Source organism: Streptomyces sp. NPDC031445, assembly GCF_055581365.1.
Window position 1 is genome coordinate 76,490 of sequence record NZ_JBVIJO010000013.1, and the last position, 25,907, is coordinate 102,396.

Annotated in this window: 23 protein-coding genes; 12 read left to right on the forward strand and 11 right to left on the reverse strand. The window is 72.1% G+C overall.

The window, feature by feature from the left end:
- Positions 1-51 precede the first annotated feature (51 nt).
- The 7 genes from ACZ5DC_RS29810 to ACZ5DC_RS29840 all read right to left on the reverse strand — a co-directional run bounded on the left by ACZ5DC_RS29810 (position 52) and on the right by ACZ5DC_RS29840 (position 7,844).
- Entirely contained in the window at positions 52-510 is a 459-nt protein-coding gene (locus tag ACZ5DC_RS29810; RefSeq protein ID WP_468657791.1) for a bifunctional DNA primase/polymerase, read from the reverse strand.
- A 129-nt stretch (positions 511-639) separates the two neighbouring features.
- Positions 640-2,070 (reverse strand): NAD(P)/FAD-dependent oxidoreductase, encoded by a 1,431-nt coding sequence (locus ACZ5DC_RS29815; protein WP_468657793.1) that lies wholly within the window; start codon positions 2,068-2,070, stop codon positions 640-642.
- A 38-nt stretch (positions 2,071-2,108) separates the two neighbouring features.
- Positions 2,109-2,909 carry an ABC transporter permease gene (locus tag ACZ5DC_RS29820; protein WP_468657795.1) on the reverse strand — a complete coding sequence of 267 codons (801 nt, stop codon included), beginning with the start codon at positions 2,907-2,909 and terminating at the stop codon, positions 2,109-2,111.
- Complete coding sequence (locus ACZ5DC_RS29825) at positions 2,910-3,839, reverse strand: ABC transporter permease (RefSeq protein ID WP_468657797.1); 930 nt, start codon at positions 3,837-3,839, stop codon at positions 2,910-2,912.
- Positions 3,839-5,005: an ABC transporter ATP-binding protein gene (locus tag ACZ5DC_RS29830; RefSeq protein WP_468657799.1), complete on the reverse strand. Its 1,167-nt coding sequence runs from the start codon at positions 5,003-5,005 to the stop codon at positions 3,839-3,841. The genes ACZ5DC_RS29825 and ACZ5DC_RS29830 overlap by 1 nt, the downstream gene beginning before the upstream one ends.
- 5 nt (positions 5,006-5,010) lie before the next feature.
- Positions 5,011-6,258, reverse strand: coding sequence for a polyamine ABC transporter substrate-binding protein (locus ACZ5DC_RS29835; protein WP_468657801.1), 1,248 nt, complete (start codon positions 6,256-6,258; stop codon positions 5,011-5,013).
- A gap of 50 nt (positions 6,259-6,308) precedes the next feature.
- A complete protein-coding gene (locus tag ACZ5DC_RS29840) occupies positions 6,309-7,844 on the reverse strand; it encodes a gamma-aminobutyraldehyde dehydrogenase (RefSeq protein ID WP_468657803.1) in 1,536 nt (511 codons plus the stop codon).
- 208 nt (positions 7,845-8,052) lie between these two features.
- On the opposite strand from ACZ5DC_RS29840, the gene ACZ5DC_RS29845 reads away from it, so the two are divergent.
- The gene (locus ACZ5DC_RS29845; RefSeq protein WP_468657805.1) at positions 8,053-8,616 is read left to right on the forward strand and encodes an NADAR family protein; all 564 of its coding nucleotides are present in this window, start codon (positions 8,053-8,055) and stop codon (positions 8,614-8,616) included.
- Between the two features lie 755 nt (positions 8,617-9,371).
- Here the strand turns inward: ACZ5DC_RS29845 and ACZ5DC_RS29850 are convergent.
- Positions 9,372-10,202, reverse strand: a complete 831-nt coding sequence (locus ACZ5DC_RS29850; protein WP_468657807.1) for a DUF4190 domain-containing protein — start codon at positions 10,200-10,202, stop codon at positions 9,372-9,374.
- A gap of 185 nt (positions 10,203-10,387) precedes the next feature.
- On the opposite strand from ACZ5DC_RS29850, the gene ACZ5DC_RS29855 reads away from it, so the two are divergent.
- From ACZ5DC_RS29855 to ACZ5DC_RS29865, 3 genes are all read left to right on the forward strand, one after another.
- A complete protein-coding gene (locus ACZ5DC_RS29855) occupies positions 10,388-11,455 on the forward strand; it encodes an adenosine deaminase (RefSeq protein ID WP_366751142.1) in 1,068 nt (355 codons plus the stop codon).
- A 19-nt stretch (positions 11,456-11,474) separates the two neighbouring features.
- Complete coding sequence (locus tag ACZ5DC_RS29860) at positions 11,475-12,161, forward strand: glycerophosphodiester phosphodiesterase (RefSeq protein ID WP_468657808.1); 687 nt, start codon at positions 11,475-11,477, stop codon at positions 12,159-12,161.
- 285 nt (positions 12,162-12,446) lie between these two features.
- On the forward strand, positions 12,447-13,598 hold the full coding sequence (locus ACZ5DC_RS29865; RefSeq protein ID WP_468657810.1) for a serine hydrolase domain-containing protein: 1,152 nt from the start codon (positions 12,447-12,449) through the stop codon (positions 13,596-13,598).
- Between the two features lie 31 nt (positions 13,599-13,629).
- Here the strand turns inward: ACZ5DC_RS29865 and ACZ5DC_RS29870 are convergent, their stop codons facing one another.
- A complete protein-coding gene (locus ACZ5DC_RS29870) occupies positions 13,630-14,163 on the reverse strand; it encodes a hypothetical protein (RefSeq protein WP_468657812.1) in 534 nt (177 codons plus the stop codon).
- Positions 14,164-14,582: 419 nt separating this feature from the next.
- Between ACZ5DC_RS29870 and ACZ5DC_RS29875 the strand changes: the two genes are divergently transcribed.
- From ACZ5DC_RS29875 to ACZ5DC_RS29890, 4 genes are read left to right on the forward strand one after another with little or no spacing between them, the layout of a single operon-like run.
- Positions 14,583-15,560 (forward strand): GNAT family N-acetyltransferase, encoded by a 978-nt coding sequence (locus ACZ5DC_RS29875; protein WP_468657814.1) that lies wholly within the window; start codon positions 14,583-14,585, stop codon positions 15,558-15,560.
- On the forward strand, positions 15,557-16,942 hold the full coding sequence (locus ACZ5DC_RS29880) for an extracellular solute-binding protein (RefSeq protein WP_468657816.1): 1,386 nt from the start codon (positions 15,557-15,559) through the stop codon (positions 16,940-16,942). Before ACZ5DC_RS29875 ends, ACZ5DC_RS29880 begins: the two co-directional genes overlap by 4 nt.
- Complete coding sequence (locus ACZ5DC_RS29885; protein WP_468657818.1) at positions 16,936-17,895, forward strand: carbohydrate ABC transporter permease; 960 nt, start codon at positions 16,936-16,938, stop codon at positions 17,893-17,895. Before ACZ5DC_RS29880 ends, ACZ5DC_RS29885 begins: the two co-directional genes overlap by 7 nt.
- Entirely contained in the window at positions 17,892-18,779 is an 888-nt protein-coding gene (locus ACZ5DC_RS29890) for a carbohydrate ABC transporter permease (protein ID WP_468657820.1), read from the forward strand. Before ACZ5DC_RS29885 ends, ACZ5DC_RS29890 begins: the two co-directional genes overlap by 4 nt.
- Positions 18,780-18,815: 36 nt before the next feature.
- Here ACZ5DC_RS29890 and ACZ5DC_RS29895 read toward each other — a convergent pair whose 3' ends face one another.
- A complete protein-coding gene (locus ACZ5DC_RS29895; protein ID WP_468657822.1) occupies positions 18,816-20,009 on the reverse strand; it encodes a polyamine ABC transporter substrate-binding protein in 1,194 nt (397 codons plus the stop codon).
- Positions 20,010-20,068: 59 nt separating this feature from the next.
- Entirely contained in the window at positions 20,069-21,508 is a 1,440-nt protein-coding gene (locus ACZ5DC_RS29900) for a gamma-aminobutyraldehyde dehydrogenase (protein WP_468657824.1), read from the reverse strand.
- Between the two features lie 170 nt (positions 21,509-21,678).
- Between ACZ5DC_RS29900 and ACZ5DC_RS29905 the strand changes: the two genes are divergently transcribed.
- From ACZ5DC_RS29905 to ACZ5DC_RS29920, 4 genes are all read left to right on the forward strand, one after another.
- Complete coding sequence (locus ACZ5DC_RS29905; RefSeq protein WP_132788813.1) at positions 21,679-22,200, forward strand: Lrp/AsnC family transcriptional regulator; 522 nt, start codon at positions 21,679-21,681, stop codon at positions 22,198-22,200.
- Positions 22,201-22,219: 19 nt separating this feature from the next.
- Positions 22,220-23,584 (forward strand): aspartate aminotransferase family protein, encoded by a 1,365-nt coding sequence (locus ACZ5DC_RS29910; RefSeq protein WP_468657826.1) that lies wholly within the window; start codon positions 22,220-22,222, stop codon positions 23,582-23,584.
- 192 nt (positions 23,585-23,776) lie between these two features.
- The gene (locus tag ACZ5DC_RS29915) at positions 23,777-24,517 is read left to right on the forward strand and encodes an ABC transporter ATP-binding protein (protein ID WP_468657828.1); all 741 of its coding nucleotides are present in this window, start codon (positions 23,777-23,779) and stop codon (positions 24,515-24,517) included.
- A complete protein-coding gene (locus tag ACZ5DC_RS29920; protein ID WP_468657830.1) occupies positions 24,499-25,836 on the forward strand; it encodes a hypothetical protein in 1,338 nt (445 codons plus the stop codon). Before ACZ5DC_RS29915 ends, ACZ5DC_RS29920 begins: the two co-directional genes overlap by 19 nt.
- The last annotated feature ends 71 nt before the right edge of the window (positions 25,837-25,907 follow it).

Sequence of the window (25,907 nt, forward strand, 5' to 3'; positions counted from 1 at the left end):
GAGCGCACACAACTTGGTCCAGACCAATCGCGTTGTCAAGGTGTCGGGGCGTCAGCGGTTCCCACCTCTCTCCCTCGCCGCCCCCGCCGCCGCCTCGTGCATCGCCAGTTCCAGCAGCGCCGGGTCGGTCAGCGTGCCCGAGCCGTCCGGCGGCACCAGCCAGCGCACGCCCCGGGTCGCCCGGCCCGGATACGGCACGACGATCCAGGTGCCGGCCCCCGCGGTCCTGATCCCGGTGCCGAGCCAGCGGGCCGCGGTGCCCGGGGGCACGAGGAACCCGACCCGGTCGTCGCCGAAGCCGACGAGCACCGGGCCGAGTTGGTCGAGGACGCGGGTGAGCACGTCGAGGGTCGGGTAGCCGAGGGCACCCGGCAGGATCAGGACGTCCCACGCCTTGCCGGCGGGCAGCAGCGCGACCCCGAGGGGGTTGCGCTCCCACTCCCGGCGGCAGGCCTCGGGGTCCGGTGCGGCGGATGCCAGCCATTCGACCGCCGTCTTCGACCCAGTCATGGCAGGGCCTCCCTCTCTCCCGTGGTTGTCGTGGACGCGGTCGCGTCCGTCACGGGGGAGAGGGAGGTCCTGCGGGGAGCATTACGCGGGTTCGGCCGACTTGTCACGGTGGCCCGGGGTGGACCCGGGCTAACTGTCGAAGCCCAGTCCCAGCCGGTCCATCGTCCGCAGCCACAGGTTCCGGCGGCCCCCGTGGGCGTCCGCGCGGGCCAGCGACCACTTGGTCAGGGCGATGCCCGTCCAGGCGAAGGGCTCCGGCGGGAACGGCAGCGGCTTCTTGCGGACCATCTCCAGCTCGGTCCGCTCGGTGCGCTCCCCGTCCAGCAGGTCGAGCATCACGTCCGCGCCGAACCGGGTCGCGCCGACGCCGAGGCCGGTGTAGCCCGCCGCGTAGGCCACGCGGCCCTGGTGGGCGGTGCCGAAGAACGCCGAGAAGCGGGAGCAGGTGTCGATCGCGCCGCCCCAGGCGTGGGTGAAGCGGACGCCCTCCAGCTGCGGGAAGCACGTGAAGAAGTGGCCCGCGAGCTTGGCGTACGTCTCGGGCCGGTCGTCGTACTCGGCGCGGACCCGGCCGCCGTAGGGGTAGATCGCGTCGTAGCCGCCCCACAGGACGCGGTTGTCGGCGGACAGCCGGAAGTAGTGGAACTGGTTCGCCGAGTCCCCGAGGCCCTGTCTGTTCTTCCAGCCGATCGAGGCCAGCTGCTCGGCGGTCAGCGGCTCGGTCATCAGGGCGTAGTCGTAGACGGGGACGGTGTACGAGCGCACCCGGCGCAGCAGGCTCGGGAAGATGTTCGTGCCGAGCGCGACCTTGCGGGCGCGGACGGCGCCGTACGGGGTGCGTACGGCCATCCCGGCGCCGTAGCCCTTCAGGGTCAGGGCGGGGGTGTGCTCGTACACCCGCACCCCGAGCTTCAGGCAGGCCTTCTTCAGGCCCCACGCCAGCTTGGCCGGGTGGAGCATGGCCACGCCCCGGCGGTCCCACAGGCCGGCCTCGAAGGTGGGCGAGTTCACCTGCTCGCGCACGGCGTCGGCGTCCAGGAACTCGATGCCGTCCGCGAGGCCCTTCTCCTGGAGCTGCCGGTGCCAGTCGCGCAGTTCCCGGGCCTGGTAGGTCTCGGTGGCGACGTCGATCTCGCCGGTGCGTTCGAAGTCGCAGTCGATGCCGTGCCGGGCGATCGCCGCCTCGATCCCGTCGAGGTTGCGCCGGCCCAGCTCCTGAAGCCTGTGGATCTCGTCGGGCCAGCGGGCCAGGCCGTTGGGCAGGCCGTGCGTGAGGGAGGCGGCGCAGAAGCCGCCGTTGCGGCCGGAGGCGGCCCAGCCCACCTCGCGGCCTTCCAGCAGCACCACATCGCGCCGCGGGTCGCGCTCCTTGGCGTTGAGCGCGGTCCACAGCCCGCTGTAGCCGCCGCCGACCACCAGCAGGTCGCAGGTCTCGGTGCCGGTGAGGGCGGGCTCGGCGGGCGGCTTGCCGGGGTCTTCCAGCCAGTACGGGACCGGCTGGGCTTCGGAGAGAGAGGCGGTCCAGTCGTCTTTGCCACGGCTCATGGCGCTCGGGGCCATGATTTCAACTCCCTACAGAGGACGTGCCGGGAAAGGGCTTATGCCTTTTGCTTGTTCCGGCGATTGCCGACGACCATCGACGTCAGCACGAGGAGAACGGCGATCAGGAACATGGCCGTGCCGATCACGTTGATCTGGACGGGTGTTCCACGCTGGGCCGAGCCCCACACGAACATGGGGAAGGTGACGGTCGAGCCCGCGTTGAAATTGGTGATGATGAAATCGTCGAAGGAGAGCGCGAACGACAGCAGCGCGCCCGCGGCGATCCCGGGGGCCGCGATGGGCAGGGTGACCCGCACGAAGGTCTGCGCGGGACCGGCGTACAGGTCCCGGGCGGCCTCCTCCAGGCGCGGGTCCATCGACATCACGCGGGCCTTGACCGCGGTGACGACGAAGCTCAGGCAGAACATGATGTGGGCGATGAGGATGGTCCAGAAGCCCAGCTGGGCGCCCATGTTCAGGAACAGGGTGAGCAGCGAGGCGGCCATGACGACCTCGGGCATCGCCATCGGCAGGAAGATCAGCGAGTTGACGGCGCCGCGCGCGCGGAAGCGGTAGCGGACCAGCGCGAAGGAGATCATCGTGCCGAGGATCGTGGCGCCGACCGTCGCCCACACGGCGATCTGGAGGCTGATGGACAGCGAGCCGCACATGTCGGCGACGCCGCAGGGGTCCTTCCAGGCGTCCGTGGAGAACCGCTGCCATTCGTAGTTGAAGCGCCCCTTCGGTTTGTTGAAGGAGAACACCGTGACGACGACGTTCGGCAGCAGGAGATAGGCGAGCGTCAGCAGTCCGGCGATGACGACGAGACGGCGCTTGAGCCAGGTGACGAAGGGCATTTAGACCAGATCCTCCGTCCCGGAGCGGCGGATGTAGAGCGTGACCATGGCCAGGATCGCGGCCATGAGGATGAAGGAGAGGGCCGCGGCCGTCGGATAGTCGAGGATGCGCAGGAACTGCGTCTGGATGACGTTGCCGATCATGCGGGTGTCGGTGGAGCCGAGGAGTTCGGCGTTGACGTAGTCACCGGCCGCCGGGATGAAGGTCAGCAGCGTCCCGGAGACCACGCCGGGCATGGACAGCGGGAAGGTGACCTTGCGGAAGGTGGTCCACGGCTTGGCGTACAGGTCGCCGGCCGCCTCGTGCAGCCGGCCGTCGATCCGCTCCAGCGAGGTGTACAGCGGCAGGATCATGAACGGCAGGAAGTTGTACGTCAGGCCGCACACGACCGCGAGCGGGGTGGCCAGGACGCGGTCGCCGGCCGTCCAGCCGAGCCAGTTGGTGAGGTCCAGGACGTGCAGTGAGTTCAGCGTGTGCACGACCACGCCGTTGTCGGCGAGGATCGTCTTCCAGGCCAGGGTGCGGATCAGGAAGCTGGTGAAGAACGGCGCGATCACCAGGATCATGATCAGGTTCTTCCACCGGCCGGCACGGAAGGCGATGAGGTAGGCCAGCGGATAGCCCAGCAGCAGGCACAGCACGGTCGCGGCGGCGGCGTAGAACACGGACCGCAGGAACTGCGGCCAGTACGCGGACAGGGCGTCCCAGTAGGTCGCGAAGTGCCAGGTGACCTTGTAGCCCGCCTCCAGGGAGCCCTGCTGCACGGAGGTGGAGGCCTGGTAGAGCATCGGCAGCGCGAAGAAGACGATCAGCCACAGCATGCCGGGCAGCAGCAGCCAGTAAGGGGTGAACCTGCCGCGCCTGCGCGGGGGCTCCTTGGCGGGTTCGGCGGGGGCGAGGGGCGGTGGCGCCTCGGTGAGCGTCGACATCAGGCGGCGACCTCTTCCTCGGTGCCCGCGGAGCCCACTGTCCCAGCAAGCAGGGACTGAGCCGCGTCCAGTCCGAAGGTGTGCGCCGGGCTCCAGTGCAGGACGACCTCGGCGCCGGGCACGAGCCGGCCGTCCCGCTCGACGTTCTGCACGTACACCGCCAGCTCGTCGCAGACCGGGCTGTCGATGACGTACTGCGTGGAGACGCCGATGAAGCTGGCGTCGGCGATCGTGCCGGTGAGGCGGTTGCGGCCCGCCGGGATCTCCCCCGCGTCGTCGGCGTGCGTGAGCGAGATCTTCTCCGGGCGGATGCCGACCAGCACCTTGCCGCCGGCCGTCGTCGGGGCGGAACACCGCGCCTCGGGCAGCACCAGCTTGCCGCCGCCCGCCTTGAGCACGATGTCGTCGCCGTTCTTCGTGTCGACCTCGGCCTCGATGAGGTTGGAGGTCCCGAGGAAGTTCGCGACGAAGGTGCTCCGCGGGTTCTCGTACAGGTCGGCCGGCGAGCCTAGCTGCTCGACCCGGCCGCCGTTCATCACGGCGACCGTGTCGGCCATCGTCATGGCCTCCTCCTGGTCGTGCGTGACGTGGACGAAGGTGATGCCGACCTCGGTCTGGATGCGCTTGAGCTCCAGCTGCATCTGGCGGCGCAGCTTGAGGTCCAGGGCGCCGAGCGGCTCGTCCAGCAGGAGCACCTTGGGGTGGTTGATCAGCGCGCGGGCCACGGCGACGCGCTGCTGCTGGCCGCCGGAGAGCTGGTGCGGCTTCTTGCGCGCCTGCTCGCCGAGCTGGACCAGCTCCAGCATGTCCTCCACCTGCTTCTTCACGCTCTTGATGCCGCGCCGGCGCAGACCGAAGGCGACGTTCTCGAAGATGTCGAGGTGCGGGAAGAGGGCGTAGGACTGGAAGACCGTGTTCACCGGCCGCTTGTACGGCGGCAGGTGCGTGACGTCCTGGTCGCCGAGCCGGACCGTGCCCGTGGTGGGCTCCTCCAGGCCGGCGATCATGCGCAGGGTGGTGGTCTTGCCGCAGCCGGAGGCGCCGAGCAGGGCGAAGAAGGAGCCCTGCGGCACGACCAGGTCGAGCGGATGCACGGCGGTGAAGCCGTTGTCGTAGGTCTTGCTGATACCGGAGAGGCGGACGTCGCCGCTGTTGTCTGTCGTCATGGTCGTCACGCCCCTGTGAGCTTCGCGAACTTCTCTTCGTAGGCCGTCTCTTCCTTCTGGCTCAGCGAGCGGAAGGAGTGGGACTTCGCCTGCATGGCCTTGTCGGGGACGATCAGCGGGTTGTCCGCCGCGTCCTGGTCGATCTTCGCAAGGTAGGGCTTCACGCCGTCGACGGGAGTCGCGTAGTTGATGTACGCGGCGAGCGCGGCGGCCTGCTCCGGCTCGTAGTAGAAGTCGATCAGCCGTTCGGCGTTCGTTTTGTGCCGCGCCTTGTTCGGGACCAGCAGGTTGTCGCTGGACGTCATGTAGCCGCCGGCCGGGATGACGTAGTCGACGTCCGGGCTGTCGTGCTTGAGCTGGACGATGTCGCCGGCCCAGGCGACACAGGCGGCGATGTCGCCCTTGGTGAGGTCGGACGTGTAGTCGTTGCCGGTGAAGCGGCGGATCTGGCCCTTGTCGACGGCCTTCTGCAGCCGGGCTATGACCGCGTCGAAGTCGTCGTCGGTGAACTTCGCCGGGTCCTTGCCCATGTCGAGCAGCGTCATGCCGATGCTGTCGCGCATCTCCGACAGGAAGGAGACGCGGCCCTTCAGCTTCGGGTTGTCGAGCAGGTCGGAGACCGACTTCACCTCGATGCCGTCGAGCGCCTTCTTGTTGTAGGCGATGACCGTCGGGATGCCCTGCCAGGGGTAGGAGTACGCCCGCCCCGGGTCCCAGTCGGGGTCGCGGAACTGGGGCGAGAGGTTGGTGTACGCGTGCGGGAGGTTCGACGGGTCGAGCTTCTGCACCCAGCCCAGGCGGATCAGCCGGGCGGCCAGCCAGTCGGTGAGGACGATGAGGTCGCGGCCGGTGTCCTGGCCCGCGGCCAGCTGCGGCTTGATCTTGCCGAAGAACTCGTTGTTGTCGTTGATGTCCTCGGTGTAGTCGACCGTGATCCCGGTCCGCTTGCGGAAGGTCTCCAGGGTGGGGTGGTGCTTGCCGCTGTCGTCGACGTCGATGTACTCGGTCCAGTTGGAGAAGTTCACGGTCTTCTCCCGGGCCGAGCGGTCCTCGGCGGAGGTGCCGCCCTGGGTCCTGCCCGCGGCGGGGATCCCGCAGCCGCTCAGCGCCCCGAGGCCGCCGGCGGCGAGCGCGCCGCCCGCGGACGCCCGCAGCAGCGACCGGCGGGTCAGAGCGGCCCTTCCGCCCAGCAGGCTGCGCCGCATGGCGGCCACCTGGGGCGGAGTGAGGCGGTCGGGCTCGTACTGCTCCATGCGCGTGGTGCCCTTTCGGAGGATCGGCCTGGTCGGTGGCCTGGTCGTCGCTAGCGGTCCCCGAAGATCGTGCGGTGCCAGTCCTTCGCGGCCACCGCGGTGTTGTCGAACATTACGTGTTTGACCTGCGTGTACTCCTCGAAGGAGTACGCCGACATGTCCTTGCCGAAGCCGGATGCCTTGTAGCCGCCGTGCGGCATCTCGCTGATGATCGGGATGTGGTCGTTGATCCAGACGCAGCCCGCCCTCAGCTCGCGGGTGGCCCGGTTCGCGCGGTAGACGTCGCGGCTCCACGCGGAGGCGGCGAGGCCGTACGGGGTGTCGTTGGCCAGCCGGATGCCCTCATCATCACTGTCGAACGGCAGTACGACCAGTACCGGACCGAAGATCTCCGACTGGACGATCTCGCTGTCCTGGGCCGCGTCGGCGATCAGGGTGGGCCGGTAGTAGGCGCCGTCCTTGAGATCGCCCCCGGGGGCCTCGCCGCCGGTCACCACGCGCGCGTAGCCCCGCGCGCGGTCCACGAAACCGGCGACCCGGTCGCGCTGGACGTGCGAGATCAGCGGCCCCAGGTCGGTGCCGGGCGCGAAGGGGTCGCCGAGCCGCACGGTCTCCATCAGCGCGGCGGTGCGCTCCACGAACGCCTCGTACAGCGGGCGCTGCACGTACGCGCGCGTGGCGGCCGTGCAGTCCTGCCCGGTGTTGATGAGCGCGCCGGCGACCGCGCCGTGCGCGGCGGCCTCCAGGTCGGCGTCGTCGAAGACGACGAAGGGCGCCTTGCCGCCCAGCTCCAGGTGCAGCCGCTTGACGGTGGCGGTGGCGATCCGGGCGACGCGCTTGCCGACGGCGGTGGAGCCGGTGAAGGAGGTCATGGCCACGTCGGGGTGCCCGACGAGGTGCTCACCGGCCTCCTTCCCGGTCCCGGTGACGACGTTGACCACGCCCTCCGGGATGCCGGCGTCCACGGCGGCCCGCGCGAACAGCAGCGAGGTCAGCGGGGTCAGCTCGGCGGGCTTCAGCACGATGGTGTTGCCCGCGGCGATCGCCGGGAGGATCTTCCAGGCGGCCATCTGGAGCGGGTAGTTCCAGGGTGCGATGGAGCCGACGACCCCGATGGGCTCGCGCCGGACGTACGACGTGTGGTCGCCCGAGTACTCACCGGCGGACTGCCCCTGCAGGTGCCGCGCCGCGCCCGCGAAGAACGCGGTGTTGTCGATGGTCCCCGGCACGTCGAACTCGCGGCTGAGCTTGAGCGGCTTGCCGCACTGGAGGGACTCCGCGCGGGCGAACTCCTCGGCGCGGTCGGCGAGCACGGCCGCGAACCGGTGCAGGGCGTCCGAGCGCTCGCCCGGGGTGGCGGCGGCCCAGCCGGGGAAGGCGGCGCGCGCGGCGGCGACGGCCGCGTCGACGTCCTCGGTACCGGCCAGCTCGTAGGTGTACACCTCGGCGCCGGTGGCCGGGTCGACCACGGAGTGCGTACGGCCCGAGGTGCCCCCGGCGGGCCGGCCGGCGATGAACTGCGCGCCGTCCGCGAGGCGGTCCTGTGCGGGGAATCGTTCCGGGGTGGCGGTGCCCGGGTTGTGCATGTCGCTCTCCTCCGCCGTGCGCCCGTCCCGAGGGGCGGGGGGCGTGGCTCCAGCTCGATTTGAGTGCCGATCCTGACAGAGGGGCCGGACGCCAACAAGTGATTCCGTTGTTGCCTTTTGGTTACGCGACGGAATCTGTCGACCAGGTGTCGAGTCGGGGCGGAAAAGGACGGACGGAGTGTCAGTGGTGCGTGCCACACTCGCGTGCATGGGGAAGATCGACGGGGTGGACGCCCTGATCAGGGAGGTCCGGGCGGGGTCCCGGATCAGGTACCTGCACTTCTGGGGACACCGGCCGCGGCCGGACGGCCGGATCGGGGCGAGCTGTCTGAGCCAGTGGTGGCCGTCACCGTTCGTGGTGGACGGCGTGCGGTACGCGACGGCCGAGCACTGGATGATGGCGGGCAAGGCCCGGCTGTTCGGGGACGCGGAGGCCGAGCGCCGGGTGCTGGCCGCGGAGCACCCCGCGGAGGCGAAGAAGGTGGGCCGGCTGGTGCGGGACTTCGACGCGGCGGTGTGGGAGCGGGAGCGCTTCCGGCTGGTGGTCGAGGGCAGCGTGCACAAGTTCGCCGCCGACGACGACCTCGGGATGTTCCTGCTGGGGACCGGTGAGCGGGTGCTGGTGGAGGCGAGCCCCGTGGACCGGATATGGGGCATCGGCCTCTCGGCGGGCGACGAGGCGGCCTCTGACCCGGAGCGCTGGCAGGGCCTGAACCTCCTGGGCTTCGCCCTGATGGAGGCCCGGGAACGACTGGCGGGGGCCGGCGCGTAGGCCTGCGGCGCTTCGGCGGGGTCGTCGGCCTGTGGTGCCTCGATGGGGCGGCGTGTGCCGGGGTGCTTCGGGAGGGTCAGCGGGTGCGGGGGCACCTTGGCGCGGCGGCCGGTGTCGGGGTGCCTCGGGAGGGTCAGCGGGCGCGTGGGCACTTTGGCGCGGCGGCCGGTGCTGGGGTGCTTCGGCGGGGCGGCGGGGGCCGGGGTGCTTCGGGCGGGGCGGCGGGGGCCGGGGTGCCTCGGGTGGGGCAGCGGGGGCCGGGGTGCCTCGGGTGGGGCAGCGGGTGCCGGGGCGCCTTGGCGAGGCAGCCGCTTCGGCACGGCGGCGGGTGCCGGGCACATCGGCAGGGCAGCGGGTGCTGGGGCACTTCGGGCGGGGCGGCGGGGGCCGGGGTGCCTCGGGCGGGGCGGCGCGTGCTGGGTGCTTCTGGCGGGGCAGCCGGTGCCGGGACACTTCGGCGAGGCGACGGGTGCTGGAGCTTCGAGCGGGGCGGCGGGTGCCGGGCGCCTCGGCGAGGCAGCCGGTGCTGGGGCATTTCGGACGGGGCGGCGGGGGCCGGGACACATCGACGGGGCAGCGGGTGCTGGGGCACATCGACAGGGCAGCGGGTACTGGGGCATTTCGGGCGGGGCGGCGGGTGCCGCAGTGCTTCAGGCGGGGCGGCGCGTGCCGGGGCACATCGACGGTACAGCCGGTGCTGAGGTGCTTCGGGCGGGGCAGCACGCTTCGGCGGGCGGCGCGCGCCGGGCGGTGCGTCAGACGCCCGTCGCTATGAACGCGGCGAACAGGACCAGCACCAGGACGATCCCGGCGGCGCCGCAGATGATGCCGGCCAGGGCCACGCCCGGGTTCGTCGCCTCGCCCCGGTTGGCCTTGCGCCGGCCCAGCCCGCCGAGGATCAGGGCCAGGATGCCCATGGCCAGGGCGATCGGCCACAGGACGAAGCCGACCGTCGAGACGATGCCCAGCACCAGCGAGGCCGTACCCATGCCGTTGCTGGGGGGCGGCCGCATACCGGGCCAGGCGTAGCCGTGGGCGGCGGGGTAGGGGGCGACGCCGCCGTACGGGGCCTGCTGCGGGCCGGGGTAGCCGTACGCGGGCCCGGGCCCCGGGTAGCCGTACGCCGGCGCCGCACCCGGGTAGCCGTACGGCACCTGGCCGGGCCCGTCGGGGGCGATGGGGGGCGGCGGCACCGGCTCCGCTCCCCCGTGCGCGCCCACGGGGGGCGCCGGCGGGGCGAAGGGGTTCGCCGTGGGCGAGTAGGAGTGCGGCGGCGGTGCGAACGGGTTCGGCGAGGGGGCCGGGACCCTGGAGGTGGGGCCTTCAGCCGGGGCGGCCCAGGGCGCGGGTGCGGCGTCGGCGGGCGTGGCCGGGCCCGGGAACGCCGGCAGCGACGTCACCGTCTGCTGGTCGTGCACGGCGCCGGGGCCGGGCGCGGGGGCGGCGTCCTGGACGCGTGCCCCGTCCGCTCCCCGGGCGGCCGGTGCCGTCCGCTCCGGTTCCTTGTCGAAGGAGACCCGGGGTGTCACGGAGTAGGGCCCGTCGCTCCGCTCCCCCGGCGTGGACCGCGGAACCTCGTCGGACATGGTCGGCACACCCCTCGGCTGGACGTCCCGTCATGCTACGGGCAGCGCGGGGCACCGCGGCCCGGGGCCTACGATGATGCGGCGCAACCCGATCAGCCGATCACCGCGCCCGCACCACGGACCGCGTCCACCGCACGACGTGCCGGGGACCACGTGCCGCGGGCGCCCGTCCCGGGGAGGACCCCTTGACCGACAGCTCCGTACCCGCCACCGGCACCGCCGACCGCGATCTGCGCGCCTTCATCGCCGGCCTGCCGAAGGCGGAACTGCACGTCCACCACGTCGGCTCCGCCTCCCCCCGCATCGTCTCCGAACTGGCCGCCCGGCACCCCGACTCCAGGGTCCCCAGCGACCCCGAGGCCCTGGCCGACTACTTCACCTTCACCGACTTCGCGCACTTCATCGAGGTGTACCTGTCGGTCGTGGACCTCATCCGCACCCCGGAGGACGTCCGGCTGCTCACCTACGAGGTGGCCCGCGACATGGCCCGGCAGCAGGTGCGGTACGCCGAGCTGACGATCACCCCGTTCTCCTCGACCCGGCGCGGCATCGACCCGCGGGCGTTCATGGACGCCATAGAGGACGCCCGGAAGGCCGCCGAGGCAGAGTTCGGGACCGTGCTGCGCTGGTGCTTCGACATCCCCGGCGAGGCCGGTCTGGAGTCGGCCGAGGAGACGGTGCGGCTGGCCACCGACGACCGGTTCCGCCCGGAGGGCCTGGTGTCGTTCGGGCTCGGCGGGCCGGAGATCGGCGTGCCCCGGCCGCAGTTCAAGCCGTACTTCGACCGGGCCATCGCGGCCGGCCTGCGCTCCGTCCCGCACGCCGGGGAGACGACCGGCCCGGAGACGGTGTGGGACGCGCTGACCGAGCTGCGCGCCGAGCGGATCGGGCACGGCACCAGCTCGGCGCGGGACCCGAAGCTGCTCGCCCACCTCGCCGAGCACCGCGTCCCGCTGGAGGTGTGCCCGACCTCCAACATCGCCACCCGCGCGGTCCGCACGCTGGAGGAGCACCCGATCAAGGAGTTCACGCGGGCCGGGGTACTGGTCACGATCAACTCCGACGACCCGCCGATGTTCGGCACCGACCTGAACAACGAGTACGCGGTGGCCGCCCGGCTCCTGGACCTCGACGAGCGGGGCGTGGCGGACCTGGCGAAGAACGCCGTTCAGGCCTCCTTCCTGGACGCGGCGGGCAAGGCGCGGATCACGGCGGAGATCGACACGTACACCGCCGCCTGGCCGGCCTCCTGACACCGGCCACAATGGGGCCATGCAGACGCTGACCGCCGTGGCCCACCGCGGCGACCCCTACCGTTTCCGTGAGAACACCCTCCCTTCACTGCGGTCCGCGCTCGACCGGGGCGCGGACGCCGTGGAGGTCGACGTACGGCTCACCCGGGACGGCGTTCCCGTGCTGCTGCACGACGACACGCTGCGGCGGCTGTGGGAGGCCGACCGGCCGCTGGCCGCGCTGTCCGCCGACGAGCTGCGCGGGCTCACGGCGGGCGGTGTGCCGACGCTGGCGGAGGCGCTGGCCGCGACCGGGGACAGCAGGGTGATGGTGGACCTGTGCGGACCGGTCGGCCGTCGCGCGGTGGCGCGGACCCTGGACGTGGTCCGGCAGTGCGGGGCCGGGGAGCGGGTCTACTACAGCGCGCACGCCGAGGCGATGCTCGCCGTCCGCGCCGCCGACCCGGCCGCCGAGATCGCCCTGACCTGGACGAGCCTGGCGCCGCCCCGGCCCGCGCTGCTGGCCGCGATCCGCCCGCGCTGGCTCAACTACCGCTTCTCCCTGGTGAGCCGGGAGCTCGCGGCCCGCGTGCACCACGACGGTCTGCTGCTGTCGGTCTGGACCCCGGACACCCGCCGTTCCATGAGCCGCCTGCTGGACCTGGGCGCCGACTCCATCACGACGAACCGGATCGACGTCCTGCACGCCCTGCGCACCGCGGGCTAGGGTCCTTCGTTCGGACCGGGCCCGGATCAGCGAGCGGGGTCCGGTGCCGTGCATCGCGTTCGAGCACGGCGACGAGGTGACGGCCGCACGGGAGCACCGCACCCGCGCGGGAGCGGACCGTAGGGGTGATCCCGGACAACTCCCCTAGAAAAGCGGCTGGTTGATCGGGGACGAGCAAGGGGCGCGGGACCTCCTCGGTGAGGATCCGCCGCCCGGCCCGGCGTCTGAGGATGATCACGCACCGTCTTCCGGTGCCCGACGTCCGGCCCCCCGAAGGAGTCCCGCATGCCCCGCACCAGCCGTTCCGCCCTCCTGGCCGCCGCCCTCGTCACCGCGGTGGCCGCCGGCCCGCTGGCCGCCCCCGCCTTCGCCGCGCCCGCCCGTACCGCGGCCACGACCGCCACGACCACCCCCGACACCACCGGCCCCGACACCGAGGCCCTCGCCGCCGCGATCGCCGGGCTGCCCGACCACGACGCCACCGCCGCGCTGCTCCGCGTCGGCGGTGACGGGACCTGGCGCGGGACGGCCGGGGTGCGCGACGTGCGCACCGGAGCGCCGGCCCTGGAGGACGCGCGCTTCCGGGCCGGTTCGGTGACGAAGGTGGTGACCGCGTCGATCGTGCTGCAACTGGCCGCGGAGGGCCGGATCGACCTCGACGGGACCGTGCAGCACTATCTGCCGGGCCTGCTCACCGCGGACTTCGCGCCGGTCACCGTACGGCAGTTGCTGAACTACACCAGCGGACTGCGCCCGGGTGCGTCCCTCGGCGACACGGTCGAGGAGGGCTACCCGCACCGCTTCGAGACGCTGACGCCACGTCAGGTGGTCGCGGACGCCGTGGCGGGGGGTCCGGCGTACGCGCCGGGCACGCGGCAGACCTACGGCAACATCCACTACACCGTGCTCGGCATGCTCATCGAGAAGGTGACCGGCGACTCGTACGCGCACCAGGCCGAGGTGCGGGTCTTCCGGCCGCTCGGCATGCGGCACAGCTCCTTCCCGGTCGGCGCGGACCCCCGGATCCACGGCCCGCACAACCGGGGCTACGACTGGATCGACGGCGAACTGGTCGACGTGACCGACTGGAACATGTCCGACCGGTTCGCGGCCGGCGACCTGATCTCCACGACCGCCGATCTGGAGCGGCTGCTCGTCGGGCTGTTCCGCGGCCGGGTGGTGCCGCAGCCGCAGCTGAAGGAGATGTTCACGCTGCCGGACGTGCCCGGGGCGCGGTACGGCGCGGCGCTGGAGCGGTTCGAGGTGAACGGCAAGGTGATCTGGGGCAAGACCGGTTCGCGCCCCGGCTACGCGACGGTGATCGCCGCGACCCCGGACCTGTCCCGCACGCTGGTCTACTCGGTCGACTCCACGGACGCCAAGGGCGACGGGCTGGCCACCGCCCAGCGCTTCGCGTTCCCGGCGTTCAACCGCTGACCGGGGATGACCCGTTCGCCGGTGCCCCGGTTCAGCCCGCGGCGGTGGCGGCCGGGAACCCGGACGGCGCGCCGCCGAGCGCCTCCAGCCGCTTGGTCTTCTTCCGTACGAGGTACAGCGGGACGATCCCGAAGACCCCGAACGACATGTCGATGACGCTCCACCAGAAGGGGATTCCGCGGACCGGTCCGCAGACGAGGGCGAGCGGGATGATCCCGGCACAGGCGATCATCCCGAACTCGACCACCCAGATGTTGCGGACGGGGTCGCGGTAGGGGCCGTAGAACGCGACCGCGATGACGAGGTGGGCGAAGGCGAGCCAGTCGGTGCCGTACAGGACGAAGGGCTGGTCGGCGTCGACGGTGTCCAGCCCGTCCCGCACCCGGGAGATCCACGCCATCAGCCCGGGCAGGTACTCCGGCACGGACAGCGCCCGCAACGCGCTCTCGGTCCAGCGCAGTTCGTGCACCAGCGGGAAGGCGGTCGCCCCGCTGAGGGCGAGGCACACGACGAAGAGGGCCAGCCAGACGCGGATGCCCTTGAGCAGGGCGGCTCTGTCGCTCATGGAAGCAGCGTACGCGTGGAATTGAACATGTTCAAAACCTTGCGAGCGAGGTGACGGGTACCGCCGAATCGGAACGAACCTCCCTGAATCATTGCGAAATTCCCGGACATCCCAGTAAATTGCGCCCCACCCTTCGAGACGTCACCGGCAGACGGGGCAACGGATGAGCACGGACGACCGCGCCGCGGTGACGACCGGGATCGAATCTCCGACCGGTTGCGGCGCGCCGTCGACGCGGGCGACGACCCGCTGCCGCTGTGCGACCCACCGGCACCACCCGCCGACTGGGCCGGCGCCGACGTGCTGCTCTACCCCTGAGCCCGCGGCCGCCGTCGTACGCCCCGCCCCGGCACCGAGGCCGTACCGACCGCCCTCGCCGCCCACTGCCCCGCACCCGCGCAGGAAGGACACCGCCGTCGATGACCGACCGCACGACGACATCCGGGGCCGGGACGCGCGGTTTCCGCGTGGGTGACGGGCCCGGGCTGGTGGAGGCCTGGCGGCGGAGCGCGCCGGCCGATCCCCTCACCCCGGACCGCTTCCGCTCCCTGGTGCTGCTCGACGCCAACTTCGATCCGGAGGGGCTCCGGGTCGCCGTCGACGGCGACCGGGTCGTCGGCGCGGCCTACGCGGTGCGCCGCCTGACGCCGATGAGCGGCACCGACCTGGAGCCGGAGCAGGGCTGGATCCCGTTCTTCTTCGTCGACCCGGCCGCCCGTGGGCGCGGCCTCGGCCGCCGGCTGGTGACCGACGCCCTCGACTGGCTGCACGGTCACGGCCGCACCCGCGTGGACTTCTCCTCGTACACCCCGAACTACGTCCTGCCCGGGCTGGACGCCGAGACGTACCCGGAGGCGGCGAAGCTCCTCGACTCGCTGGGCTTCCGGACGCTGTACGAGGCGGCGGCGATGGACCGCTGCCTGGTCGGCTACCGCTTCCCCGGCGTGGCCGCGCGCCGCCACGACGAGCTGACGGCCCGCGGCCACCGGTTCGCCACCCCGTCCGACGACGACCTGGTGGACCTGCTCGCGCTCGCCGGACGCTTCAACCCGGACTGGGCGCGGGCGATCCGGGGCTGCCTGGCCGCCGGCACGCCGCTGGACCGGATCGTCGTCGCCCGGGACCCGTCGGGCCGCCTGGCCGGGTGGGCGATGCACGGCGCGTACGCGTCGGCGGACGAGCGGTTCGGGCCGTTCGGCGTGCTGGAGGAGATGCGCGGCACCGGGCTCGGCACGGTCCTGCTCCACCTGGTCCTGGAGCGGATGCGGGCGCGCGGCGCGCACTCCGCGTGGTTCCTGTGGACCGGCGAGCGGTCCCCGGCGGGCCGGCTGTACCGCGCGGCCGGCTTCACCACGACCCGGGTGTTCCGCGTGCTGCGCCGGGAGGCCGCCCGATGACTCAGCCCCGCCGCACCGACGGCCCGCCCGGCCGCCGGCCACCGCGCCGCACCACGCGCCTGAGCCGCCGTCACTTCGCGCTGGCGCTCCCCTCGGCACTGCTCGCCACCGGCTGCGCGGCGCCGCACCGGGGCACCGGGCGGCCCGGTGACCCCATCGTCCTCACCATCCTCTCCCACTACGCGAGCGGGGAGCTCAAGGAGGCGCTGCGGGGCCCGGTGGACGAGTGGAACGCCACGCACGACCGGGTCAAGGTGCGGACGACGGCGGTGGAGTTCACGGACCTGCTGACCACGTTCATGGTCCGGCAGGCCGCCGGCCAGGGCGCCGACATCCTCCACCCGTACTGCCTGTGGAACGGCCAGCTCGTCCGGGCCGGCGTCCTGCGGCCCGCTCCGGACGAGCACGCGGAGGAGATCCGGCGCGGCTACAGCGCCGCCGCGGTCGGCGCGGCGTCGGTGGGCGGCCGGGTGTACGGCTACCCCACCGAACTCCAGACGTACGCCCTGTACTACAACAAGCGGCTGCTGCGCGCGGCCGGCGTCGACGGGCCGCCGCGCACCTGGCGAGAGCTGGAGGAGACCGCCTACCGCACCACCAGGCGGGACCCGTACGGCAACACGCTCGTCCAGGGTTTCGGCCTGTCGGTCTACGACGACTCCACCACCGTCGGCCAGACGCTCGCGCTGCTCAACGCCGCCGGCGGGGCGTTCGTCTCGGCGGACGGCAGGAGCACCGGCATCGACTCACCGGCGGGCCGGGCCGTCTTCGGCCTGGAGGACCGCCTCGTCACCAGGGGGGCCAGCTCCCCCGGGGTCAACGTCTACCGCGCGTTCCCGTCCGGGCAGGTGGCCATGGTGATCAGCGCCGGCTGGTGGACCGCCAGCCTGAAGAGCGAGATGGGCGCGGACTACCGCGACGTCGGCGTCGCGCCGCTGCCCCTGCCCGAGCCGGGCGGCACCCGCGCCACGCTCTGCACCGGGTTCATGCTCGGGGTCAACACGGCCAGTGCGCACCCGCGCGAGGCGTGGGAGTTCCTGCGCTGGCTCAACGCCGAGCGGGCGGCCGCCGGGAAGGGTGCGGTGGCGACCCGGATGAGCGCCCTCCAGGTGGCGGTCGGCTCCCTGACCGGCCGCGCCGACGACATGCGGGCGCTCCTGGGCGCGGGCGGCGGGAAGGGCGGGGCCGGCGATCCGAACCTGCGGCCCTTCCTGGACGCGCTGGCCTACGCGGTGCCGGAGCCGAACGTGCCGGGCGCGCAGCAGGCCAAGTCGCTGCTGCGCACGAACATCGAGGGGCTGTGGACCGGCCGGCGGTCGGTCGAGGAGGCGCTGCGCCTCACCCGCCGTCAGGTCGATCAGGAGGTGGCGCGCGCATGGTGAACGCCCTGGTGCCGGAGGCGGCCGAAGGGGCCCCGCGCGAACGGGCCGTCCGGCCCGCCGTCGACGGCCGCGTCCGCCACCGGCGCCGCCAGAGTGTCGTCGCCTACCTCTTCCTGGCGCCGGTGCTGCTGTTCTTCGCGGTCTTCCTGGTGCTGCCGCTCGGTTTCGCGCTGCTGCTGTCGACGTCCCACTGGTCCGGGTTCGCGCTGGGCGACATCGAGCCGGCCGGCCTGGACAACTTCACCGGCCTTGTCGCGGACGGGTCGACGTTCCTGACGCCGGTCCTCACCAACACGCTGCTGTTCGCCCTGGGCACCGTCGCCCTCGCCCTCACGGGCTCGGTGCTCGTCGCGACCTGCATCGACAGGCTGCGGTTCCAGGGGCTGTGGCGCACCCTGTACTTCCTGCCGATCGTCACGACCGTCGTCGCCGTCGGCAACGTGTGGAAGTACATGTACGAGCCGGGCGGTCTGGTCAACGGCGTCCTCAACGCCGTCGGGCTGGACTCGGTGGCGTTCCTCGCGGACCCGGACACCGCGCTGCCCTCGGTCGTGGTCGTCCAGGCGTGGGCCTCGCTCGGCTCGGCGGTCCTCGTGCTGACCGCCGGGCTGAAGTCCGTCCCGGAGTCGTACTACGAGGCCGCCGCGCTGGACGGCGCCGGGCCGGTCACCGTCTTCCGCAGGATCACCCTGCCGCTGCTGCGGCCGTCGCTGCTGTTCGTGTGCGTCACCCAGTTCCTCACCGGTCTTCAGTCGTTCGCGCTGATCACCGTGATGACCAGGGGCGGGCCGGGTGACGCGACCGACGTGGCCGCGCTGGAGATGTACCGGCTGGCCTTCGGCTACGGCGACTGGGGCACCGCGAGCGCCGCGGCGTTCGTGCTGTTCGTGGTGGTCCTCGCGGTCACGCTGGCGCAGTTGTGGTGGTTCCGGCGCACGGGGGAGGACGCGTGACGCGGAAAAGGGGCGCCGGCCGCCGTGGTGTGCCGTGGCTGTCGTACCTCGTGGTCGTGACCGGCGCCGTGCTCACGGTGGTGCCGTTCCTCGACATGGTGATGACGTCCTTCAAGGGCCCCGGTGAGGCCGGCACGCTGCCGTACCGCTTCCTGCCCCAGGCGTTCGACCTCTCCAACTACCGGGCGGCGGTGCGCCAGTTGGACCTGCCGGTGCTCTTCCGCAACAGCGTGGTCGCCACCGCGCTGATCACCGGCTCCGTGCTGCTGACGTCGTCCCTGGCGGGCTACGCGCTCGCCAAACTGCGCTTCCCCGGCCGCGACTTCGTCTTCCGCCTCGTGCTGTCCACGATGATGTTCCCGCCGTTCCTCTTCTTCGTCCCGCACTTCCTGATCCTGGTGCACTGGCCGCTGGCGGGCGGCAACGACCTGTCCGGGCGCGGCGGCGCCGGCCTGACCGTCAGCATCGCGGCGCTCGCCGTGCCGTTCCTCGTCAACGGCTTCGGGATCTTCCTGACCCGCCAGTTCATGGTCGCGATCCCGGACGAGGTCCTGGAGGCGGCGCGCATCGACGGGGCCGGGGAGTTCGCCGTGTGGTGGCGGATCGTGGTGCCGCAGACCAAGCCGGTCCTGGTCACGCTCGGGCTGCTGACCTTCGTCGACGCCTGGAACGAGTACATCTGGGCGCTGCTCGTCTCGACCGCCAACCCGGACGTGATGACCCTGCCCGTCGGCATCCAGCTGCTCCAGGACCACGTCGACCCGGCCCGCACGATGCCCATCGTCATGGCCGGCCTCGTCCTGAGCGTCCTGCCGGTCCTGCTCCTGTTCCTGCTGCTCCAGAAGCACTACGTCAGGGGCGTCATGCTCAGCGGCCTGAAGTGACCCCGGCCCCGCCGCCGGCCGGCCGCGCGCCGGGGCCTAGAACCCCACGATCCCGTTCCACCGCCGGGTGAACTCCGGGCGTTCCGCGGAGGTGATGTCGCGGGCGACGGCGAGGCGGCGGCGCATGCCGGAGTCCGGGAAGATCAGGGGGTTGCCGGCGAGGGCCGCGGTGTCCTTGTCCTTGGCGGCGGCCAGGACCTCGCGGGCGGCCGGGACCGGGCAGACGTAGTTCACCCAGGCGGCGAGCCGGGCCGCGACCTCGGGGGCGTAGTAGTAGTCGATCAGGCGCTCGGCGTTGGCCTTGTGGCGGGCCCGGTCGGGGATCATCAGGGAGTCCGACCACAGTTCGGCGCCCTCCTCGGGGACGACGAAGCGGATGTCGGGGTTGTCCGCCTGGAGCTGGATGACGTCGCCGGAGTACGCCTGGCAGGCGAGGACGTCCCCGCTGACCAGGTCCTTGGTGTAGTCGTTGCCGGTGAACCGGCGTATCTGGCCCCGGTGGACCTGCCGCTCCACCTGGTCGCAGACCCGGTGGAAGTCGTCCGCGGTCCACCGGGTGATGTCGACGCCGTTGCCCTGCATGAGCAGCGCGAACGACTCGTCCAGGCCCGACAGCAGGGTCACGCGTCCCTTGAGGTCCTTGGCCCACAGGTCGGAGACGGACCGTATCTCGCGGCCGAGCCCGCGGCGGTTGTAGGCGATGCCGGTGATGCCGGACTGCCAGGGCACGGTGAACCGGCGGCCCTTGTCGAAGGCGGGCGAGCGCAGCAGCGGGTCCAGGTGCCGCGCCACGTTCGGCTGGCGGGCGCGGTCCATCTCCTGTACCCAGCCGAGCCGGACGAACCGGGCGCACATCCAGTCGCTGATGACGATCAGATCGCGGCCGGTGGACCGGTGGCTCATCAGCGCGGGGCTGATCTTGCCGAAGAACTCGTCGTTGTCGTTGATCTCCTCGACGTAGTCGACGGAGATCCCGGTGCGTTTCCCGAACCCCTCCAGCGTGGGCCGCCGGCCGGGGTCGTCGTCGGCGGTGTCGATGTAGAGCGGCCAGTTCGCCCAGGTCAGCTTGTTGTCGCGGGCGGACGCGTCGGCGACGGCCCGGTCACCGGGCGTCACGTACGCCGCGGGCACCCCGCAGCCGGCGAGGGCACCGAGCGCGGCGGTGCCCCCGAGGGCGGCGAGGAGGGAACGGCGGGACGGCCAGGGCGTGCGGGAAGGGGTCCGGAACACCCCGGAAGCATGCCGTCCCACCGTGTCCACGGACAATCAGCCCCGTCGGCCGTCAGCCGTCAGCCGTCCAGCGACGTCATCACGTGCTTGATGCGGGTGTAGTCCTCGAAGCCGTACGCCGACAGGTCCTTGCCGTAGCCGGACTTCTTGAAGCCGCCGTGCGGCATCTCGGCGACCAGCGGGATGTGGGTGTTGATCCACACGCAGCCGAAGTCGAGCTTCTTGGACATGCGCATCGCGCGGGCGTGGTCCTTGGTCCAGACGGAGGACGCGAGGGCGTACTCGACGCCGTTGGCCCACTCGACGGCCTGGTCCTCGTCGGTGAAGGACTGGACGGTGATGACCGGGCCGAAGACCTCGTTCTGGATGATCTCGTCGTCCTGCTTCAGGCCGGAGACGACGGTCGGGGCGTAGAAGTAGCCCTTGTCGCCGACCTGCTGGCCGCCCGCCTCGACCTTGGCGTGGGCGGGGAGGCGCTCGATGAAGCCGGAGACCTGCTTGAGCTGGTTGGGGTTGTTCAGCGGGCCGAACAGCACGTCCTCGTCGTCCGGCCGGCCGGTCTTCGTCTCGGACGCGGCCTTGGCGAGCGCGGCCACGAACTCGTCGTGGATGGACTCCTGCACGAGGACGCGGGTGGCGGCCGTACAGTCCTGGCCGGCGTTGAAGAAGCCCGCCACGGAGATGTCCTCGACGGCCTTGGCGATGTCGGTGTCCTCGAAGACGACGACCGGGGCCTTGCCGCCCAGCTCCAGGTGGACCCGCTTGAGGTCCTTGGACGCGGACTCGGCGACGGACATGCCGGCGCGCACGGAACCGGTGATGGAGGCCATGGCCGGGATGTCGTGCTCGACCATCATGCGGCCGGTGTCGCGGTCGCCGCAGATGACGTTGAAGACGCCCTTGGGCAGGATCGAGCCGATGATGTCGGCGATCAGGACGGTGGAGGCCGGGGTGGTGTCCGACGGCTTCAGGACGACCGTGTTGCCGGCGGCGATGGCCGGGGCGAACTTCCACACCGCCATCATCATCGGGTAGTTCCACGGCGCGACCTGCGCGCAGACGCCGACCGGCTCACGGCGGATGATCGAGGTCATCCCGTCCATGTACTCGCCCGCCGAGCGGCCCTCCAGCATCCGGGCCGCGCCCGCGAAGAAGCGGATCTGGTCGACCATCGGCGGGATCTCCTCGGAGCGGGTGAGCCCGACCGGCTTGCCGGTGTTCTCCACCTCGGCCGCGATCAGCTCCTCGGCGCGCTCCTCGAAGGCGTCGGCGATCTTCAGGAGGGCCTTCTGGCGCTCGGCCGGCGTGGTGTCGCGCCAGCCCGGGAAGGCACGGGCGGCGGCCTCCATGGCGGCGTCCACGTCCGCCTGCCCGGACAGCGGCGCGGTGGCGTACGCCTCGCCCGTCGCCGGGTTGACCACCTCGGTGGTCCGTCCGTCGGCGGCGTCCCGGAACTCACCGTCGATGTAGTTGCGCAGACGACGCAGCTCGGTGCTCACTGCCGGCCTCCTGATCTGGTTCAAGCTGTCCGATCTCTGAGACACCCACCCTAGTCGGCGCGCCGACGTTTTCAACACCCCCAGCGCGACCAGTTCTGCGAAATCCGCAAGGTGTGGTCCCGTAAACAACGAATTTCATCGCTCGGGCCTTGCGAAACTGTCGAGACGTCGTGCACAGTGAGGCCGTGGCCAGTCGAAGCGCAGACCAGAGGGACCCGTCCCGCGAGTCAAGGAACGGCGGCAGTCCCCAGCTGGACGCCGTCTCCCTCGCCATCATCCAGCAGCTCCAGGAGGACGGCCGCCGGCCGTACGCCGCGATCGGCAAGGCCGTCGGCCTGTCCGAGGCGGCCGTGCGGCAGCGCGTGCAGAAGCTGCTGGACCAGGGCGTGATGCAGATCGTCGCCGTCACGGACCCGCTCACCGTGGGCTTCCGCCGGCAGGCGATGGTCGGGATCAACGCCGAGGGCGATGTCGAGAAGATCGCGGACGCGCTGACTGACATGTCGGAAGTCGAGTACGTGGTGATGACCGCGGGCTCGTTCGACATCCTCGCCGAGATCGTCTGCGAGGACGACGACCACCTGCTGGACGTCATCAACAAACGCATCCGGTCCCTGCCCGGAGTGCGCTCCACCGAGAGCTTCGTCTACCTGAAGCTCAAGAAGCAGACCTACATGTGGGGAACCCGATAACCGTGAGGACCCGATAACCGTGAGCAGCAAGGACCTCAGCCGCACCGCGTACGACCACCTGTGGATGCACTTCACCCGCATGTCCTCGTACGAGAACTCCCCCGTACCGACCATCGTGCGGGGCGAGGGCACCTACATCTACGACGACAAGGGCAAGCGCTACCTCGACGGTCTCGCGGGTCTGTTCGTGGTCCAGGCCGGACACGGCCGCACGGAACTCGCCGAGACCGCCTTCAAGCAGGCCCAGGAGCTCGCCTTCTTCCCGGTGTGGTCCTACGCCCACCCCAAGGCCGTCGAGCTGGCCGAGCGCCTCGCCGACTACGCCCCGGGCGACCTGAACAAGGTCTTCTTCACCACCGGCGGCGGCGAGGCCGTCGAGACCGCCTGGAAGCTCGCCAAGCAGTACTTCAAGCTCCAGGGCAAGCCGACCAAGTACAAGGTCATCTCCCGCGCGGTCGCCTACCACGGCACCCCGCAGGGCGCCCTGTCGATCACCGGCCTGCCGGCCCTGAAGGCGCCGTTCGAGCCGCTCGTCCCGGGCGCGCACAAGGTGCCGAACACCAACATCTACCGCGCCCCGATCTTCGGTGACGACCCGGAGGCCTTCGGCCGCTGGGCCGCCGACCAGATCGAGCAGCAGATCCTCTTCGAGGGCCCGGAAACCGTCGCCGCGGTCTTCCTGGAGCCGGTGCAGAACGCCGGCGGCTGCTTCCCGCCGCCGCCCGGCTACTTCCAGCGCGTGCGCGAGATCTGCGACCAGTACGACGTGCTGCTCGTGTCGGACGAGGTCATCTGCGCCTTCGGCCGCCTCGGCACGATGTTCGCCTGCGACAAGTTCGACTACGTCCCGGACATGATCACCTGCGCCAAGGGCATGACCTCGGGCTACTCCCCGATCGGCGCGTGCATCGTCTCCGACCGCGTCGCCGAGCCGTTCTACAAGGGCGACAACACCTTCCTGCACGGCTACACCTTCGGCGGCCACCCCGTGTCGGCCGCGGTGGGCCTCGCCAACCTGGACCTGTTCGAACGCGAGAACCTCACCCAGCACGTGCTGGACAACGAGGGCGCCTTCCTCCAGACGCTCCAGAAGCTGCACGACCTGCCCATCGTCGGCGACGTCCGCGGCAACGGCTTCTTCTACGGCATCGAACTGGTGAAGGACAAGAACACCAAGGAGTCCTTCAACGAGGAGGAGACCGAGCGCGTCCTGTACGGCTTCCTCTCCAAGGCGCTGTTCGACAACGGCCTGTACTGCCGTGCCGACGACCGCGGCGACCCGGTCGTCCAGCTCGCCCCGCCGCTGATCTCCGACCAGGGGACCTTCGACGAGATCGAGCAGATCCTGCGGGCCACCCTCACGGAGGCGTGGACCAAGCTCTGATCATCCGACGGGATGACCGAACCCGGCCCCGGCGCCCTCCGTTCGAGTGAGAACGGCGGCCCGGGGCCGTGTGCTGTCCGGGCTCCCGTCCGGGACCTGCCTAGCGTGCCAGTGACCGATCGGCCCTGCCTTCGTTCCCCCGGACGGGGGAACAGGCACGGGAAAAACGGATCTGAACCGAGGTGTACGCCCATGGAGGCTCCGCCGGACAACGACGTGCTCTGGGCACGCTCCCTGCACTTCACCCACCGCGACGGCTCCCCCGGACTCGCCGGGATCTCGCTCGGCGTACGGCAGGGCGAGATCCTCGCCGTGAGCGGACCCCGCGGCAGCGGCAAGACGACCCTGCTGCGCTGCCTGTCCGGCCTGGAGCCGGTGCGGTGCGGCGAGGTCTGGTTCAACAGCTCCCCCGTGCACACCCTCGGCCCGATGGCCCGCGAGCGGCTGCGCCGGGACCGCTTCGGCTGGATCGACCCGGAGCCGTTCCTCGTCCCCGAGCTGAACGTCTGGGAGAACGCCGCGCTCCCGCTGATGCTGCGCGGCGCCGGGCGCCGCCGGGCCAAGGTGGCCGCGCTGGAGTGGCTGGAGCGGCTGGACGTCGGCGAGAAGGCCCGCAGCCGCCCCCGCGACCTCCAGCACGCCGAACGCCAGCGCGTCGCCATCGCCCGCGCGCTCGCCCCCGGGCCCACGGTCCTCTTCGCCGACGAGCCCACGGCCCCGCTGCACCGCGCCGACCGCGGCCACGTCCTGCGCACGCTCACCGCGGCGGCCCGCTCGCACGGCATCACGGTCGTCCTCGCCACGCACGACGCCGAGACCGCCGCCCTCGCCGACCGTACGGTGGCCCTGCTGGACGGGCGGCGCGTGCACACCGTGCACCTGCCGGACAGCCCCGACACGGAAGGCCGGGCCGCGTGCTCGCTCTCCGCCTGACCCGTGCCGCCCGGCCCGCCGTCCAGCTGCGCCGCCTGCTGGTGGCCGCGGCCTCGGCGGGCACCGGTTTCCTGCTGCTGTCCTGCCTCGCGCACGCCCTGAAGCACCCGGAGGCCGCGAGCGCCTCCGCGCAGCGCCTGGCCTGGTGCGCGGTGCCGCTCGCCGCCACGGTGTACCTCGCGCTCGCGGTCGCCCGCACCGACCCCGGCACCCGGCCGCGCCCCGGCCTGTCCGCCGTGGGCCTGGGCCCGGCCCGCCTCATGGCCGTCTCCGCGCTGACGACGGCCCTGTCCTGCACCCTGGGCTCGCTGCTGGCCCTGCTGGTCTTCCTCCACCTGCGCGGCGACCTGACGGGCATGCCGTTCGACGGCGCGGCCGCGGGCATGCTGGCGGCGGACCGCTCCCTCCCCCTCCCGGCGACCCTGACCCTCCTCGCCCTGCTCCCGGCCACGGCGACGGCGGCGGTGGCCCTGGCCCTGCGCCCGAGGGACCCGGTCCCGCCGCCCCGCACCGGCCGGGGCTTCGGCCGCTTCGGCGCGTACGGGGGGTCGCCGGGGAAGGAGACGTTCAGAGCGGCGGGACGCTTCAGGGGACGGGCGACAAGGCCGAAGGCACCGGCCGCGGCGAACCCGTCCGCCACGGGCGGCCGTGCCGCCGGGGCGACGGTCACGGACGGCGACGCACCGGCGCCGGGTACCGGAGCCGGCCCCGAGCCCTCCGCACCGGCGCCGGACACCGAGGTCCGGCCCCCGGCCGGCCTCCCCTGGGGCGTGGCCCTCGTCACCGCCGGACTGGCCGTACAGGCCTACTCCGGCCGCACCGCGCCCGCCCCCGCCCTCGCCGTGCTCCTCGGCTGGCTGCTCACCGCCACCGGTCTCGTCCTGGCCGCCCCCGGCCTCACCCACCTGTGCGGACGGCTCCTGCAGTCCACGCGCCCGGGAGCGCTGAGGCTGCTCGCCGGCCGGGTGCTCATGGCGGAGGCCGCCCGGATCGGCCGCCCGCTGGGCGTGGTGTGCGCGGTGGCGTCCGCCGGCTACGCCATGACCGCCCTGTACGACGGCACCGGCCCGGGCTCCGCCTCCGGGCCGCTGTCCGCCCTCGGCGCGCTCGTCGTCGCCGGTTCCACGCTCGCCACCCTGCTCACCGCGGCCGTGGAGGCCCGGCAGTGCCGTGCCGACACCATCGCCGCGCTGCTCCGCCTCGGCGCGCCCGCCGGGATGCTGCGCGGTGCCGCCGCCCTCCGCGCGGCGGCCCTGCTGGTCCTGTTCGTTCCGCTCACCCTCGGGATCGCCGCGCTGTCGGTGCTGCCGCTCAGCTGAGAGCAACCCCGGCGGTCGCCGATGAGTTCGGCGCGGGCCGCCGGTCTACCCACCGAACGCGACGAACGCGC

What these genes read in the sequence shown, in the direction of transcription:
- ACZ5DC_RS29810 (WP_468657791.1), bottom strand. Translation starts at nt 510, where the DNA reads ATGACTGGGTCGAAGACGGCGGTCGAATGGCTGGCATCCGCCGCACCG.
- ACZ5DC_RS29815 (WP_468657793.1), bottom strand. Translation starts at nt 2,070, where the DNA reads ATGGCCCCGAGCGCCATGAGCCGTGGCAAAGACGACTGGACCGCCTCT.
- ACZ5DC_RS29820 (WP_468657795.1), bottom strand. Translation starts at nt 2,909, where the DNA reads ATGCCCTTCGTCACCTGGCTCAAGCGCCGTCTCGTCGTCATCGCCGGA.
- ACZ5DC_RS29825 (WP_468657797.1), bottom strand. Translation starts at nt 3,839, where the DNA reads ATGTCGACGCTCACCGAGGCGCCACCGCCCCTCGCCCCCGCCGAACCC.
- ACZ5DC_RS29830 (WP_468657799.1), bottom strand. Translation starts at nt 5,005, where the DNA reads ATGACGACAGACAACAGCGGCGACGTCCGCCTCTCCGGTATCAGCAAG.
- ACZ5DC_RS29835 (WP_468657801.1), bottom strand. Translation starts at nt 6,258, where the DNA reads ATGGAGCAGTACGAGCCCGACCGCCTCACTCCGCCCCAGGTGGCCGCC.
- ACZ5DC_RS29840 (WP_468657803.1), bottom strand. Translation starts at nt 7,844, where the DNA reads ATGCACAACCCGGGCACCGCCACCCCGGAACGATTCCCCGCACAGGAC.
- ACZ5DC_RS29845 (WP_468657805.1), top strand. Translation starts at nt 8,053, where the DNA reads ATGGGGAAGATCGACGGGGTGGACGCCCTGATCAGGGAGGTCCGGGCG.
- ACZ5DC_RS29850 (WP_468657807.1), bottom strand. Translation starts at nt 10,202, where the DNA reads ATGTCCGACGAGGTTCCGCGGTCCACGCCGGGGGAGCGGAGCGACGGG.
- ACZ5DC_RS29860 (WP_468657808.1), top strand. Translation starts at nt 11,475, where the DNA reads ATGCAGACGCTGACCGCCGTGGCCCACCGCGGCGACCCCTACCGTTTC.
- ACZ5DC_RS29865 (WP_468657810.1), top strand. Translation starts at nt 12,447, where the DNA reads ATGCCCCGCACCAGCCGTTCCGCCCTCCTGGCCGCCGCCCTCGTCACC.
- ACZ5DC_RS29870 (WP_468657812.1), bottom strand. Translation starts at nt 14,163, where the DNA reads ATGAGCGACAGAGCCGCCCTGCTCAAGGGCATCCGCGTCTGGCTGGCC.
- ACZ5DC_RS29875 (WP_468657814.1), top strand. Translation starts at nt 14,583, where the DNA reads ATGACCGACCGCACGACGACATCCGGGGCCGGGACGCGCGGTTTCCGC.
- ACZ5DC_RS29880 (WP_468657816.1), top strand. Translation starts at nt 15,557, where the DNA reads ATGACTCAGCCCCGCCGCACCGACGGCCCGCCCGGCCGCCGGCCACCG.
- ACZ5DC_RS29885 (WP_468657818.1), top strand. Translation starts at nt 16,936, where the DNA reads ATGGTGAACGCCCTGGTGCCGGAGGCGGCCGAAGGGGCCCCGCGCGAA.
- ACZ5DC_RS29915 (WP_468657828.1), top strand. Translation starts at nt 23,777, where the DNA reads ATGGAGGCTCCGCCGGACAACGACGTGCTCTGGGCACGCTCCCTGCAC.